Origin of the sequence: Nostoc sp., assembly GCF_035638895.1 — a bacterium.
GTDB lineage: Bacteria > Cyanobacteriota > Cyanobacteriia > Cyanobacteriales > Nostocaceae > Nostoc.
Window position 1 is genome coordinate 1 of the sequence record NZ_DASQZC010000329.1, and the last position, 14602, is coordinate 14602.

Genomic DNA, 14602 nt, shown 5'->3' on the forward strand with positions numbered 1-14602 from the left:
TACACATTAACAGTAATAATAAGGTGAATTCTAGTAATAAATTTACCATAGCCGTTGGTTTCGATTTCGCTCAACCAACTGAGTGGTCGAGAGTTGAGCGAAGTCGAAACTCGTTAACATAGGTATTTTTTTATCAGAAATTACCTAAAAGCTGCTAGTTAACTCTCATCCTATCTAGCGGTGACAAGCTGACTTGTAAAGGAGAATGACCCTCCATTTTCTCCATTACCCTGTAGTGGATTCCCTTGTAGAGGAAACAGACGAAGCTCAATTGTCCCTTCTAATGTTTGAGTTATCGGATTAAAAGTAGCTCTATAATCATTTCTTGCAATACCGCTACCGCCCTTGTTTGAAAGACTAAAGTTGAGTGCCCTACCTGTAATCGCCTTCTTTCCATCACACGCCCAAGTACCCACAGAAGTGGTAAAAGGATCAAACTGACCTGAAATACCACCTTCGTTTGAGTCACTAGTAATCAAGTTACCTTCTTTAGTGAGAGTGATCAGCCCGCGTGAAGCAAAGTTTCCTGCTTTGTCTTTAATTGTCGTGAGGTATGTACCAGCGATAAATTTGCTGCAAACTTTCAGTTCAGAATTGGTATCAGTTACAGAGTCAGCCTTTACTTTTTGAATGTTCCAGATATCCAAAATGCTTACTGTGGAAAGTACACCAATTGTTAACCCAAGCAAAGTTTTACGAATTTTCATGAGAAACAGTAGTAAATATTTTATGGAACTCTACTTAGAAACATATACATAAACAAAAAACATTATTGTTAAATTTTGGTTAATTCTTAATTAAAATCGGAACTATAGAGCGAAAATTATGTGCCTTTCAAGCTTTTTTAGTGAATAAAAAAGAGCCTTTTTTATTAGCCTACCTGAAATTTTCCGTAATCGACAATAATCACAAAACTAGAATTGGTGAACAATGCCTACCAATTCTATCTAAATTGGATCGATCCAATTTAGAATCGGGGAGCAATCCGCACCAATTTTAGCTGCACTATACTAGTTGCTAATCCTAAGACGGGCCATTAACATTCTGGGCGAACTCGCTAGTAGGTTGCCCAAAGTTTTTCTCGCCAAACCCATCACGGAAAAGTTGGTTAGCATTTTGAAAACCAACTTCACGAGCGAAGGAATTCTGTTCCGAGACTATTTGACCAATTCCCTCTCCACCCGATACTTTACTAGCGGAAACATCATCTAGTTCTTCCCACAGGGAAACACCATCTAAATCTTCCAACCTAGTTCTTCCCACAGGGAAACACCATCTAAATCTTCCAACAATATATTAGTCATTTTTCTAAACTCGTAGAATTATCAAAGCAGCAACAACATATCTCACAAGTCGGTATCGATCGCGGCTCATACCGAAGTTGCTGCATTCCTTACTTTGGTAGTATTGTTCTATTTATCATCTTTTAACAACAATGTCTTTACAAACTGTAATATGTTCCTAAAGAGAATAAATATTGGCTAGTTTTGATTAGGTCGTATTCATCCCGTTTATACCGGCGTTGAAACCTCGTAAATTGGCAGAGGTATTCTTAACCTATCATTTAGACTTTACCATAAAGAAATACTTCAGAAAAAGTTGATGGCTTCTAATAGCACCTTCACTCCTGATACGATCGCTGCTGGCTTTCATGCCCTGTCTGACCCCCTACGGATTAAGGTATTAGAACTTCTGCGTTCTCAAGAACTATGCGTGTGTGACCTATGCGACCACCTGGGAACCACTCAGTCTAAACTGTCTTTTCACCTCAAAACCTTGAAAGAAGCGGGTTTAGTTCGCGCTCGTCAAGAAGGACGCTGGATTTACTACAGCCTCAATCTGCCGCAGTTTGTTGCCTTAGAACAGTATCTAGCAGAATTCCGCCGCTTTAGCCCAATATTACCGATTCGTCCCCCCTGCGAGGGTTAAAAATCCATCAATTTTTTTTGTAATGTTTTGTCTATTTATAGTTGTCTACGGATTGACAAATCAATTTTTTTTGAAATGATAGAGATATACTCTTGATATAACTCACAGGGGTGGGGTCAATGAACACAACAGCAAAGAAATTGGCTCTTGCACTCGGAATGTTGGTTTTGACGAGCAGTTGCACAGCAGCATCCAACACATCTACTCAAACTCAACAGTCACCTTCTGTAACTGAGGTAAGAGATTCTGGTAAGGCTGTAACAACAATTAAAATTGATGGTTCCAGCACGGTCTATCCCATTACACAGGCAATAGCTAAAGACTATCAAGCAGACCCTAAGAATCGGGTGCAGGTTGCAGTTAGCATTTCTGGTACTACTGGCGGATTTGAAAAATTCTGTGCCGGAGAAACCGATATTAGCAACGCTTCTCGACCGATTTTGAAGGCAGAGATGGAAGCTTGCAAAAAAAATGGTGTGGCGTATATGGAGTTTCCCATTGCTTTTGATGCGCTTACCGTCGCCGTTAATCCGCAAAACAATTGGGCAAAAGACATCACAGTAGCAGAATTGAAAAAGATTTGGGAACCGGAGGCCCAAGGGAAAATTACTCGCTGGAACCAAGTACGTCCATCTTGGCCAGATCGCCCAATGAATTTATATGGTGCAGGTCAAAAATCTGGTACTTTTGACTACTTTACAGAAGCGACTGTAGGTAAAACTAGAGCCAGCCGTACTGACTACACAGCAAGTGAAGACGATCAAGTATTGGTGGATGGCATCAGCAAAGATCCAAATGCTTTGGGTTACTTTGGCTATGCCTATTACGAAAAATCCCAAAACAAATTAAAAGCGCTGGCAATTGACAACGGCAAAGGTGCAGTACTGCCATCACGTCAAACTGTAGAAAAAGTCCAGTATCAGCCCCTTGCTCGACCTTTGTTTATTTACCTTAATTTTCGGGATAACCAAAACAAGGGATTAGTAAACAAATTTGTCGAATTTTACATTGATAAAGCACCAACAATAGCAAATGCTGTGGGCTATATACCTTTACCAAATGAAAGCAAACAGCTCAATTACGTTCACTTGTATCAAGGCAAAGTGGGAACAGTATTTGAGGGCAAAGCAGAGATGAACCTAACAATTGGGGAGTTGTTACGGAAAGAAGGCAAGTTTTAGCGATTTCTTTTATTTTTAGGTTTATTCCAATGAGTCAGAATTCACAAGGTAGTACAGCCCGGATACAAGCAGGAAGCAATCTAAGTTTTTTTGAAAAATATCTCACCGTTTGGGTATTTTTGTGTATCTTTGTCGGAATTGCACTAGGTAGATTGTTTCCAGGGATAGCGGTAGCTCTTGATGCAATGAGTGTGTATCAAGTGTCTATTCCCATCGCAGTATGTTTGTTTTTCATGATGTATCCAATCATGGTGAAAATTGATTTCACACAAGCAGCAAATGCTATCCGCGCCCCAAAACCAGTTATTCTTACCTTGGTAGTGAACTGGTTGATTAAACCATTCACGATGGTAATATTTGCTCAATTTTTCTTAGGATGGTTATTTCGTCCTTTGATTACCGGAACTGAGATCATTGGTGGTAGTGAAGTAGCACTGGCAAATTCTTATATTGCTGGTACCATCTTACTAGGAATTGCTCCTTGTACAGCAATGGTACTCTTGTGGGGATATCTTTCCTACGGCAACCAGGGACATACCTTAATAATGGTGGCAGTAAATTCTCTGGCGATGCTATTCTTATATGCGCCATTGGGTAGATGGTTATTAGCGGCGAATGATTTAAGTGTACCTTGGCAAACTATTGTTTTGTCAGTAGTAATTTATGTTGGGTTTCCCTTAGTGGCGGGAATGTACAGCCGTTACTGGATTTTTAAATACAAAGGTACAGAGTGGTTTGAAAGACGATTTTTAAAGTATCTGACTCCAGTTTCAATTACTGCTCTATTGCTAACATTGGTACTGCTATTTGCATTCAAGGGCGAATTAATTGTTAAAAATCCCTTGCATATCTTGTTAATTGCCGTACCACTATTTATCCAAACTAATTTCATTTTCTTGATTAGTTATGTAGCAGCATTGAAGTTAAACTTAACCTACGAAGATGCCGCACCCGCAGCATTAATTGGAGCAAGCAATCATTTTGAAGTTGCTATTGCCACTGCTGTGATGCTATTTGGCTTAAATTCAGGTGCAGCACTGGCTACAGTGGTAGGGGTTTTAATTGAAGTGCCTGTAATGTTGATGCTGGTTGAGCTTTGTAAACGCACAGCAGCTTGGTTTCCACGGGAACCGGAAAAAGCTACATTGCAAGATCCGCGCTGTTTTGGTGTCTTAAAATGATCGCAATCTTTGACTCTAAAGATTGTGTAATCAAAGTAATAGCTGATCTTCATTAATAGAACTGCCTCTACTAATTAGCACAGTACGGCAAAAAGGTGATCACGAATTACAAATTTTTCGCAACACCCGAATCGAGCAGCTTATAAATTTAACGACATTGTTAGGGGAATCGAATTATGAAACGAGTGATGTTTGTTTGCAAAAAGAATTCTGCCCGTTCTCAAATGGCGGAAGGCTTTGCTAAAACCCTTGGTAAGGGAAAATTGGAAGTAATTAGCTCTGGTTTAGAAGCAAGTCAGGTCAGACCAGAAGCGATCGCAACCATGAAAGAAATTGGTATCGATATTACCGATCAACACTCCAAACCCCTGAGTGATTTCCAAGCGAAAGACTTTGATGTAGTGATTTCTTTGTGTGGCTGTGGTGTGAATTTGCCGCCAGAGTGGGTTGTGCGAGAAGTATTTGAAGACTGGCAATTAGATGATCCAGCAGAACAACCGGAAATTTTTCCTAGAGTCCGCGATGAGATTAAAGAACGGGTGACTCAATTGATTGAGTCTGTAAATAAAGAAATTACACCTACTCGATAAAGATTGCAACGTCAAATTGTAGTACTGAGATTAAACTAAGACTTGAACCAATGGAGCAAGAAACAATTCAACCAATTTCAGAGAACCTATGGTGGGTGATTCCAGGGAAACTGGCAGGTGTTAGGAAGCCAATGGCAGAAGAGTTGACAGAGTTACGGGCTACTGGTGTTGGTGCGATCGCCTCCGTTATGGATGACCCCTCTAACCTAGATTTGTATCAAAAGGCAAACATTCCTCATCTGTGGTTGCCAATCAAAGGTGGTACTGCACCCAGCCTAGAGCAGCTTCAGGAATTACAAAAGTTCATTGACACTCAAAAAGGCATTGGTAACGCTGTTGCAGTTCATTGCACCAGTGGGAGGCGACGAACGGGAACGATACTAGCTTCTTATCTAATTTACACTGGCTCCTCTTATAACGACGCAATACAGAAAATCCAACACGCAAATCCTGATGTTGAATTGCGAGAAGCCCAAAGTACCTTTTTGCGAGAGTTGGAGGAAAATAAGCAATTACCATGACGACATTTGAGCATCCCCCCAGAATTTTGTTTTTATATGGTTCTCTGCGCGAGCGTTCTTATAGCCGCCTCTTAGCAGAGGAAGCAGCACGCATCATTGAAGAATTTGGCGCAGAGGTAAAGTTTTTCGATCCCCGTGAACTGCCGATTTATGGCAGCGTACCTGACAGCCACCCAAAGGTGCAGGAGTTACGCCAATTAAGTTTGTGGTCAGAAGGCCAAGTCTGGTCTAGCCCAGAACTGCACGGTCAGATTTCTGGCATTATGAAAAACCAGATCGATTGGATTCCCCTCACTATCGGAGCCGTTCGCCCGACTCAAGGGAGAACTTTAGCTGTCATGCAAGTAAGCGGCGGATCTCAGTCTTTCAACGCCGTCAACACATTAAGAATTCTTGGGCGCTGGATGCGGATGTTTACTATCCCGAATCAATCTTCAGTAGCTAAAGCATACGAGGAGTTTAATGAAGATGGGATTATGAAAGATTCGCCCTACCGCGATCGCGTTGTCGATGTCATGGAAGAACTTTACAAATTTACCTTGCTATTGCGTGACAAAGTTGATTATCTCACAGACCGCTACAGTGAACGTAAGGAAAAAGCTACTAAAGAGACAATTGCGATCGCTTCTCAAGCTCTTGAAGTTAACTCTAATATAGTTCCCCAACACACTGGCTCCCCTTAACTCAAAATAACAAGTGGAGCGATCAACGATAGCACTGCTGGTTTTCAGTCTAATAGTGATTTGTTAGTCAATTTAACAGGATTAACGGGTACTTTACCCGCGTTGGGAAATATTGCAGTGAGCAGTTTCTTTGCTTAATTAGCATCATGATTTTAAACCAACCTGCCGAATGTGGGTTGATATCAGGCTTGATTATTGAAAATCCCAAATAGAATAACCTCCTGGCAGATTTAACCAGGAGAGTTCAAAAAAATTGATTCATCTTTACAAGCGTTGTAGCAGGCTCAAACCGTGGGTATCAGTACCACAAGTATTGAAAAGAAAGTATTCATCAGCCAACTTTTGTACTTGTTCTGATTCCACTACGCTAGGTTTCCAGGGGTTAGGGTTATTGTAGGCGTAGAAAGTTTCCACACCATCAATGCCCTTTTGGGACGCAGCTGGAATTAAGTCAAAAAGCGATCGCTTGTAACGAGCCGGATGAGCCAGAACTGCCAATCCCCCAGCTTCATGAATAGCTGCAATCACGTTACTTGCTTCATATTCTTGCCCTGTAGTCGGCCTTCTTTGGAGATAAGGCTTCATGCTAGGGTGTTCTGGTGTAAAAGCGTAAGCCAAAATGTGAACTTCTATATCCAAAAGGTTGGCATTAATTTCCACACCACTCCACAGGTAAGGAGTGCTTGCACCAGGATTATTCCACTTCCAGTCTTCTAACCAAGCAAGTGCCGCTTGATAGCCGATAATACTATGATGATCGGTGATGGCTAACCCCTTTAGTCCAATCGCGATCGCCTGCTCCATCAATGCACTAGGCTGCAACCTACCATCCGAGTAGACAGTGTGCATGTGAAAGTTGAATAACTTTGGACAACTTTGTGCATCAATGTTTTGGAATACTTGCTTCAAAAGTTCTGTAGAAGCAGTAGTTCGGGCCAAATTTACAACCATAACCCCCTCTGAACAAAAATATATCTTTTTAACACACTAAAACGGCACATCTAGAGATGAGAAAGACTCAGCACTCTAAATTAGTTTTGGCTGCTACTTTCTCAGCTTTCTCAGCAAATTTTTCAATATGTTAAGACTACGTTAGCAAATCTTAACCTAGGTAGTCATGGGTAATTTGGACTACTTTGAATGTGAGTAGTAAAAAATATTGCATAGAACTTCATATAAATATGTTTATAGCATTTATGTTAAAAGACTTACCGTTAAAGACTTAAGAGAGTAATTTTCTTTGATCAGCCTGCAATTCAACTATATATTACGTGTAAGGAAATATAATTTTTCTCAGTACTTACACTAGTGTAGATAACTAGTAATGATTTCAGCGTAGGCGTAGCCCGCCGCAGGCATCGCATAAGTCAGCCTACAATAACTTCAAGAAAACTAGCGATGTCTACGACGGCCTATACCTACGCTCCTGAATCACTATACTCCTCGCGCAATTCCAAAAGAATCTCCCTTCAAGGTGACTCCAAGCGGTTCTATTACCACCTCGCGGCTAAGAGATGCTTCAACCCTTCCGGCAATCACAGCCGTAAGCTTATGTTCTCTTGCAAGGATGACGATCCTCTCTGCATCCTGCTCCGACTCTGTATAGAATGCAAATCCTGCACCGTAATTGAAAACAGAAAGCATCGTCTCAGCCCCGCCCTCAAGATGACCCTCGACAAACGTAAATATCTCCGGTACTGGGAGCATCGTTTCGATAACATACCGGAGCGGCTTCACTGAGCGCATCAGCTTTTGCCATCCATGTCCAGTGATGTTCTCCATCGCAGTGGGACGAATCCCCTCGCCAAGCACCGCCTGCACAAGCGGCGTGTAAAGATACGAAGCGGCATTCATCGATTCCCAGAACTCCTGCCCACTTGGAAGTTTTGTTCTGTAACCATCAGGGAGGGACTCAGCAAGCTTTCGCAATGGGGTAAAGCCGTTCTCATGGGGCCCCGAACTCTCGATCAGAACAATTGTATTTCCGGCATCCAGACGCGAGCTATCAATGGGAGCGACACCAGCCGGCATAACCCCAAAAACCGAGCCTGCGATGTCGAGCCGACCTGGAATCATTTTCGTTTTTAGTTGAGGAGTTTCTCCTGAGAGATAGACACACCCGACTCGTTTGCACCCTTCAACCACTCCATCCAGAAACCCATCAAGGAAAGCGGGAGTAAATATCGTTTCAGGAGTGCTTGACGGCAGATATAAACCGAGAAGTATAGTCTGCATACCTGATGTTGCGGCATCGTTCGTAAGACACGAGATGATCTTGATACCGATATTCCACCAAAATCGTCGAAGTTCTTCTTCGGAAAGGTCGTCAGGTCGAGTATCGTCTGCGGTACCTAGTCCTTCCGGGACAAGTGTCATAGAAAGTTCTCTAGCCCCCGCCTCTAGAAATGGAGCGAGATTGAAGCTGAAAGCGTTAGCACTTGCTCCAAGACCCGATGCGGGCACGATGCCATAGGCGCTTGCAAAGCCAAGGGTGCGTTTTGCGGCATCGATGAAGCGTCGTTTTGCGGCATCGAGAGTATCGTAATCGACTTGATCGAGAGCTTGAGCCATCAGGTTGCGTTTTAATTTAAGAGTAGAGACGCGATTATACTCTTACGAGAAGCCGCTCTTCGAGCGTCTACGCGTCTGTGCAAGAGTTAAAAGTTAGGAAAATTCATAACTCCTAACTTTAAAATACATCATCTTCAATACCACGCCACCATTCCCCCAAATTCATCATGTCTTGGTAAATGTCCTTTAATTCTTTGTTGTAAACATCGTCTGTAAGGGTGGCTCGACGCTCTTGTAGTTTCTTAAGGCGCAGTTGTACCAATAGCCAAGGTTTAGTGATGCTATTAGTTGCTTCTATGTATTGTGCTAGTTCTTTGCTATCCATAATGTTTTATATTCTGATTTTTATGCCATTACTTTTATTCAAGCTACTGCCCGTCCCGCCATTTAATAACAGAAAAGGGAGAAATTCTTTTTAATTTCTCCCTTTTCTTAGTGGAACCAGTTCAAAACTGACAGTTAATTAAGCTTTGGCCAAGTTTTCAGCAGCAAAGTCCCAGTTGACCAAGTTATCTAGGAAATTCTTGATGAACGCCGGACGGGCATTTCTAAAGTCAATGTAGTAGGCATGTTCCCAAACATCTAAGGTTAGGAGTGCTTTCTTACCATGAGCTAGAGGGTTTTCTGCATTTGGTGTTTTGATCACCTTTAGCGTACCACCATCATCAATGAGCCAAGACCAGCCACTACCGAATTGAGTTGCGGCTGCATTCGAGAACTCTTCCTTGAATTTGTCGAAGCTACCAAAATCTTTATCGATTTTAGCTGCAAGGTCGCCGGTGGGTGCGCCGCCACCTGATGGTTTCAAAGAATTCCAAAAGAAGGTGTGGTTCCAAACTTGGGCAGCGTTGTTGAAGATTCCCGCTTTAGAGGAGTCGTTGAAGGAAGTTTTGATCACCTCTTCGAGAGGCTTATTAGCAAGTTCTGTACCTTCAGTGAGCTTGTTGAGGTTGTCTACATAAGCTTTGTGATGCTTGCCATAGTGATACTCGAAAGTTTCAGCTTTCATGCCATGTGGCTCTAGAGCATTAATATCGAAGGGTAGTGGGTCTTGTACAAATGCCATCGTGTCAAATCCTCTCTTTACCGGTTTCCAGTTTTAAGCTATTACAGAAGCTTAGGAAATTAACAGCTTTTATTTTTGAGGTTTTATGTCTTTAATAATGAAACATAAAACTTAACATTGTCATTTTACTACCAAAGTGAAAATAAAAACAAAGTACTCGTCTAATAAGTAAAATAAGTCAAATCACTAGGAAATAATGACTATAAATAAAAATGGCTAATATTTCCTAGTTAAAAACTAATAAGTAATTAAGTAGATAGGCATAATTAAACGTAAAATGCCAACCAGTAAAATCAGCTTTTGAGTAGGTTTTTCCTTCTAAAGGTGGTGCGGTCTTCTCTACGAGACGCTAGGCAAAGGCGTTTACCCAAATAGGACAACTGCTGTCCTTCTGTCTTCAGCAGAAACTGCCTTTTACCTAGCATTTAGCAATTAAAGCTTTCAGGCTTCTATCTGTGGCAAGATTAATTATGATGTGAAAAATCAGTCGAAAGCGTGATGATTTAGTATTTAAAAAAAGCTAATATTTACAATAATGAACTAAAATTTTAAAATTATCTATTTTGCATCTGGACTGTTTCTGGTAGGTACAGTTTTGAGGATGGTAAGTGGATAATCACTCACCCACCACCCTTTTGAACTGAAAAGCTAACAGCAAATAGTCATGATTACTACTGAGATAAACGCTGCTGGTAGTAGTTCACAATTTGTGCTGTAACTTCAGAAATATTCAAACCATCGGTTTGAACTTCAACTGCATCGGCTGCTTTTTGCAAAGGGGAAACTTTGCGTGTACTATCTTTCCAATCACGTTCAGCAATATCTCGTTCCAGTTGCTCTAAACTCATTTCGGGTTGACCTTGTTTGTTAAAGTCTTCCTGGCGGCGACGGGCGCGTTCACTCACAGAAGCGGTTAAGAAGATTTTAACTTCGGCATCTGGGAATACATAAGTACCGATGTCCCGACCTTCAGCCACTAAACCACCTCTTTTACCCCAGTTTTGCTGTTGTTTAACTAGTGCTTGACGTACATAGCTTTGTGCAGCGATCGCAGATACTTTAGATGTAACCTCAATTGTGCGAATTGCCTGGGTAACATCAGTACCGTCAATCCAAACCCGCACTGACGATTGTAAATCCTGGTTAGGGCTAAGTTCAATTTTACACTTGCTAGTTAATTCTGCGATCGCACATTCATCATCAATAGCAATCCCCTTTTGCAGAACTAACCAAGTTACAGCCCGGTACATCGCTCCTGTATCTAAATACACTAAATTTAGATTTGCTGCCACTTGACGCGCCACAGTGGATTTTCCAGCCCCGGCTGGGCCATCAATGGCGATAATAGGTTGACGATCGCGCAATATAATATTGTCAATCAAACGTGTAGACTCAAGACGAGCTGCGATCGCCAACATTCCTTCCTCCTGAACTTTTTCTAAAGACATTAACGTAGTCGGTTCAACCAATTCAATATATTCCACTAAAATCGTGCTGACTATTGCCACTTCTTGCTGTACTAGTGCTATCAACTTGTTACTATTGCGATCGCCTGCCAGGAAAGCAGCTTCAGCGCATCGCAAGCCGCGATATAATGCCGCCGCTTGCTCTTTTGCCGTTGCAGTCAAATATTGATTACGAGAACTAAAGGCAAGACCCGAAGCTTCGCGCACTGTTGGACAACCAACAATTTCTACTGGCAAATTTAAGTCAGCTACTAAGCCTTTAATAATTGCCAGTTGCTGACCATCTTTTTGACCAAAGTAGGCACGGTCAGGCTGTACCAAGTTGAAAAGTTTGGTCACAATCGTAGCGACACCCTGAAAGTGACCTTGCCGAGAACGACCACACAAGCCTGTTATCATAGCAGATGGGGGGATAACTTGTGTAACCTTTGATTCTTGTATACTCTTCTGGGGAACTGCCATTTCTTCCGGAGTCGGCGCAAAAATTGCATCTACCCCAGCTTGTTCGCAAAATTGTTGGTCTTGCTCTAAAGTGCGGGGATAGCGTTGATAATCTTCATTGGGAGCAAATTGCAAGGGATTGACGAAAATACTTACAATCACCGTAGAATTTTCTTGCCGCGCCCGTTGAATTAAGCTTAAATGACCTTGATGCAAATTTCCCATCGTTGGCACCAGACCGACTGCCGTCTGATACCAGCCAGCCATCTCATCTAGTTTTAGATCCTCAGTAACTGCAATTAGCTTGTTTTCTGAGCAGCGTTTAGTTAAATAGCAGCGTAAAGCTGCGACTGTTGTCAGCAGGCGCACAAAAATACCCCTAGTTTTTATCGATCCCTCCCCCGTTAGTTTATATCTGAAAGAGAGGGAAGAGATGATTGAACTAGGGGAATTGTTATGGGAATTGGGGAGTAGGGAGTGGGGAATGGGGAGTGGGGTAAGCAGGAGAGGATCTTGAGGGAAGAGAGTTATTGTTCAGTAATTCTTCTCTCAAGAACAGCCTGCCTCAACCAAGAAATTCCTTAAATGAAAGGTATTGGGGGGTGGAAAGTAAGTAATTAACTTTCTTCCCTAATCCCTACTCCCTACTCCCTACTCCCTAAAACTTCAACACGTACTGGTGCTACGCCACTGCCCATCATTCCCAAAACCCGAGCTGCGCCAGTAGACACGTCAATGATTCGACCCCGAATGAATGGGCCTCGGTCATTAATTCGTAGTACTACAGAACGACCGTTACGGGTGTTGGTTACACGGACTTTTGTACCAAAGGGTAAGCTGCGATGGGCGGCAGTCATTCCTTCAGGGTTGAATCTCTGACCGCTAGCAGTACGATTACCAGCAAAGTCATAGCCGTAAAAAGAAGCTATACCTCTCAAGGTGGTTTGCACTATTCCAACGGCAATCTGTTGAGGCTGCTTTGGCATTGCTATTGGCGATCGCACAGGTAAATTAGCAATTTCTTTTAAGGGAGATGCATTGCCTAGTAGCCTTCGTAGGCGATTGGTTGCTTGCAATGCATCTTGCGCCAGATTGTTAGTACTATCTGCTAGTCGAGTACCTTCGTTAATTTCGACCAATTCTTCGTCATCAATTTTGATTACATAGCGATCGCCATTTGGTTGGACTGGGGCGCTTTTGTTTTGCGCTTGATTGTCAGCCGATTTTTCCCCTGCTTTCCAACTTACGGTAATCTTACTCCCGTCCACATTTTCCCGATTCAACTGGTTGATCTTTGCTGCTATTACACCAGCTATCTGAACGGGGTCATTGTCGGCAGAGCTAACCTGGTTACTTACATCTGTTAAGCTCCCAGTATCCAGTCCATTTGATGAATTGCTAGCAACAAGGGCGTACTGTTGTACGCCCCCATTTCCAATTGCACCAACTTTTTTAGTTTCAAGATTCGTATTTGATACAGAACTCAAAAAGGTGAGAACAGGTATATCTCGGATAAAAAGGGTTGCCGCCTTACGTCCTCTAATGTTGTGAGGATGAATTTGTGTAATCACAGCATCCAAGGTTTGTTTCCCTGCTCTGGATTGGTATTCTCCCACCTTCACCACATCAGGGGCAGGTGATTTCTGGGAAGCTAGCGCATTTCCCTTCGTGGTTTGAGTGCAACCAACTGAGGGTATGCCCAAAACAGCCATAGACAGGGTAACAATAATCCACAAATGTCTTTGATTCATGCGTCCGTTTTTTAAAGCGACTGTAGAATTTAAGTTTCATGATTCGTGGGACTCTTCACTTTGTAAAAGTGACTTCCCTTCTGAAAAACTCGAATTCGTTCCGTTTTCACTTTGTTGTTTATAACTGCAACAGACTAGCACGAACCTTTTGGCTTGGGGATCAGGGTTTTAGCGTAATTCTTGGCAGCTTTCTTAGATTTCAATTCCAATTTTCAGGGTGAAACCTTTCTCAATTGAGGACTTTGGCTATGTAACGCTTTTTTTGGCAAGTCCAAAAATTATTAAAAAAGCTTTACGCTTATTGCACGCTAAAGCGACGATACCTTATTCCCGTCGGTTCTAAAGGCTCGTCGCCACCCGTGTATTTTTTATTACATTTATTTGGGCTACTTCCAACTAGAAGATAATATAACTTTAATTTAATGGCATCGGCATAAATACTCAAAATAACTTATTTTATAAAATCTTTAGATTTTTCTATAAATAAGTCATGATATGAGTTACATCTTAAATAATTATGTAAATTAATTTGGGTTCAATATCTTTTTTCAAAGTTTTTTCCACTTGGATTAATGATGATTTTTATTTTCCATGACTAGGCTACAAATAGTGATATATGTAACTTGACACCACAGTAATACTGAGTATAAAAAAAAGGAAGATACTCAACTTAATGTTTTTCAGGATGAATGATAAAAAAATTAAGAAATCTTTGCGATCGCTTCTAGCTCCAATTTTTAGCGTATCATAAAGCACATTAGTCCTTTTATGACCTAAGTAATTGCTTAAATATGATTTTTTAGAGCAAGCTATCTGTTGAAAAATCTTTGTGGCTGTAGGGATGTACAGCTGCACCCCTACTATATATAGTGAGTATTTTGGGGAATGCTATCAGCGTGATGACAAACCAAACACATCAAGGAGATTTAGAAATAAATCCATCGCCATTATTAGCTGTTCTTAAGGATTTGCATTCTCAGTACAAGTCATTAGGGGAGGGTGCAGTAACGAAATTTATTCCCGAACTGGCAAAGGCAAACCCGGACTTGTTCAGCATTTGCATTGTGACAGTAGATGGTCAAGTTTATAAAGTTGGCGATTACGATCACCTCTTTACCATTCAGTCAATTTCCAAGGTATTTGCTTATGGGCTTGCCTTAGAAGATCATGGACTGGATTACGTTTTGACTAGAGTTGGGGTGGAACCAACGGGGGATGCATT

Annotated in this window: 16 protein-coding genes; 8 read left to right on the plus strand and 8 right to left on the minus strand. The window is 41.7% G+C overall.

Going from position 1 to position 14602, the window contains the following annotated elements; translation table 11 throughout:
• Positions 1-170 precede the first annotated feature (170 nt).
• On the minus strand, positions 171-707 hold the full coding sequence (locus tag VE944_RS16270; RefSeq protein ID WP_324978746.1) for a hypothetical protein: 537 nt from the start codon (positions 705-707) through the stop codon (positions 171-173).
• 316 nt (positions 708-1023) lie between these two features.
• Positions 1024-1263, minus strand: coding sequence for a hypothetical protein (locus tag VE944_RS16275; RefSeq protein WP_324978748.1), 240 nt, complete (start codon positions 1261-1263; stop codon positions 1024-1026).
• Positions 1264-1602: 339 nt separating this feature from the next.
• Here VE944_RS16275 and VE944_RS16280 point away from each other — a divergent pair, with 339 nt between their 5' ends.
• The 7 genes from VE944_RS16280 to VE944_RS34135 all read left to right on the plus strand — a co-directional run bounded on the left by VE944_RS16280 (position 1603) and on the right by VE944_RS34135 (position 6223).
• Positions 1603-1929 (plus strand): ArsR/SmtB family transcription factor, encoded by a 327-nt coding sequence (locus VE944_RS16280; RefSeq protein ID WP_324978750.1) that lies wholly within the window; start codon positions 1603-1605, stop codon positions 1927-1929.
• A gap of 119 nt (positions 1930-2048) precedes the next feature.
• Complete coding sequence (locus VE944_RS16285) at positions 2049-3110, plus strand: PstS family phosphate ABC transporter substrate-binding protein (RefSeq protein WP_324978753.1); 1062 nt, start codon at positions 2049-2051, stop codon at positions 3108-3110.
• Between the two features lie 29 nt (positions 3111-3139).
• Positions 3140-4291 (plus strand): ACR3 family arsenite efflux transporter, encoded by a 1152-nt coding sequence (arsB, locus tag VE944_RS16290; RefSeq protein WP_324978755.1) that lies wholly within the window; start codon positions 3140-3142, stop codon positions 4289-4291.
• Positions 4292-4467: 176 nt separating this feature from the next.
• Positions 4468-4881, plus strand: a complete 414-nt coding sequence (gene arsC / locus VE944_RS16295; protein ID WP_324978756.1) for an arsenate reductase, glutathione/glutaredoxin type — start codon at positions 4468-4470, stop codon at positions 4879-4881.
• Positions 4882-4931: 50 nt separating this feature from the next.
• The gene (locus VE944_RS16300; RefSeq protein ID WP_324978758.1) at positions 4932-5402 is read left to right on the plus strand and encodes a phosphatase domain-containing putative toxin; all 471 of its coding nucleotides are present in this window, start codon (positions 4932-4934) and stop codon (positions 5400-5402) included.
• On the plus strand, positions 5399-6085 hold the full coding sequence (gene arsH / locus VE944_RS16305; RefSeq protein ID WP_324978760.1) for an arsenical resistance protein ArsH: 687 nt from the start codon (positions 5399-5401) through the stop codon (positions 6083-6085). Before VE944_RS16300 ends, arsH begins: the two co-directional genes overlap by 4 nt.
• Positions 6086-6106: 21 nt before the next feature.
• Positions 6107-6223: a bluetail domain-containing putative surface protein gene (locus VE944_RS34135; RefSeq protein WP_414690131.1), complete on the plus strand. Its 117-nt coding sequence runs from the start codon at positions 6107-6109 to the stop codon at positions 6221-6223.
• 126 nt (positions 6224-6349) lie between these two features.
• Here VE944_RS34135 and VE944_RS16310 read toward each other — a convergent pair whose 3' ends face one another.
• The 6 genes from VE944_RS16310 to VE944_RS16335 all read right to left on the minus strand — a co-directional run bounded on the left by VE944_RS16310 (position 6350) and on the right by VE944_RS16335 (position 13380).
• On the minus strand, positions 6350-7036 hold the full coding sequence (locus tag VE944_RS16310; RefSeq protein WP_324978763.1) for a PHP domain-containing protein: 687 nt from the start codon (positions 7034-7036) through the stop codon (positions 6350-6352).
• Positions 7037-7519: 483 nt separating this feature from the next.
• Positions 7520-8656, minus strand: a complete 1137-nt coding sequence (locus VE944_RS16315) for an AIR synthase related protein (RefSeq protein WP_324978765.1) — start codon at positions 8654-8656, stop codon at positions 7520-7522.
• 118 nt (positions 8657-8774) lie between these two features.
• Positions 8775-8981: a hypothetical protein gene (locus VE944_RS16320; RefSeq protein WP_324978767.1), complete on the minus strand. Its 207-nt coding sequence runs from the start codon at positions 8979-8981 to the stop codon at positions 8775-8777.
• Between the two features lie 138 nt (positions 8982-9119).
• The gene (gene sodB / locus VE944_RS16325; RefSeq protein WP_324978769.1) at positions 9120-9722 is read right to left on the minus strand and encodes a superoxide dismutase [Fe]; all 603 of its coding nucleotides are present in this window, start codon (positions 9720-9722) and stop codon (positions 9120-9122) included.
• 671 nt (positions 9723-10393) lie between these two features.
• Positions 10394-11998 carry a bifunctional pantoate--beta-alanine ligase/(d)CMP kinase gene (locus tag VE944_RS16330; RefSeq protein ID WP_324978770.1) on the minus strand — a complete coding sequence of 535 codons (1605 nt, stop codon included), beginning with the start codon at positions 11996-11998 and terminating at the stop codon, positions 10394-10396.
• 275 nt (positions 11999-12273) lie between these two features.
• Positions 12274-13380, minus strand: a complete 1107-nt coding sequence (locus VE944_RS16335; protein ID WP_324978773.1) for a septal ring lytic transglycosylase RlpA family protein — start codon at positions 13378-13380, stop codon at positions 12274-12276.
• Positions 13381-14279: 899 nt separating this feature from the next.
• Between VE944_RS16335 and VE944_RS16340 the strand changes: the two genes are divergently transcribed.
• Positions 14280-14602 (plus strand): glutaminase (locus VE944_RS16340; protein ID WP_324978775.1); only part of this gene is annotated, 323 nt, incomplete at its 3' end.

Coding starts and splice junctions, on each gene's coding strand:
- VE944_RS16270 (WP_324978746.1), bottom strand. CDS start 707: ATGAAAATTCGTAAAACTTTGCTTGGGTTAACAATTGGTGTACTTTCC.
- VE944_RS16280 (WP_324978750.1), top strand. CDS start 1,603: ATGGCTTCTAATAGCACCTTCACTCCTGATACGATCGCTGCTGGCTTT.
- VE944_RS16285 (WP_324978753.1), top strand. CDS start 2,049: ATGAACACAACAGCAAAGAAATTGGCTCTTGCACTCGGAATGTTGGTT.
- arsB (WP_324978755.1), top strand. CDS start 3,140: ATGAGTCAGAATTCACAAGGTAGTACAGCCCGGATACAAGCAGGAAGC.
- arsC (WP_324978756.1), top strand. CDS start 4,468: ATGAAACGAGTGATGTTTGTTTGCAAAAAGAATTCTGCCCGTTCTCAA.
- VE944_RS16300 (WP_324978758.1), top strand. CDS start 4,932: ATGGAGCAAGAAACAATTCAACCAATTTCAGAGAACCTATGGTGGGTG.
- arsH (WP_324978760.1), top strand. CDS start 5,399: ATGACGACATTTGAGCATCCCCCCAGAATTTTGTTTTTATATGGTTCT.
- VE944_RS16310 (WP_324978763.1), bottom strand. CDS start 7,036: ATGGTTGTAAATTTGGCCCGAACTACTGCTTCTACAGAACTTTTGAAG.
- VE944_RS16315 (WP_324978765.1), bottom strand. CDS start 8,656: ATGGCTCAAGCTCTCGATCAAGTCGATTACGATACTCTCGATGCCGCA.
- VE944_RS16320 (WP_324978767.1), bottom strand. CDS start 8,981: ATGGATAGCAAAGAACTAGCACAATACATAGAAGCAACTAATAGCATC.
- sodB (WP_324978769.1), bottom strand. CDS start 9,722: ATGGCATTTGTACAAGACCCACTACCCTTCGATATTAATGCTCTAGAG.
- VE944_RS16335 (WP_324978773.1), bottom strand. CDS start 13,380: ATGAATCAAAGACATTTGTGGATTATTGTTACCCTGTCTATGGCTGTT.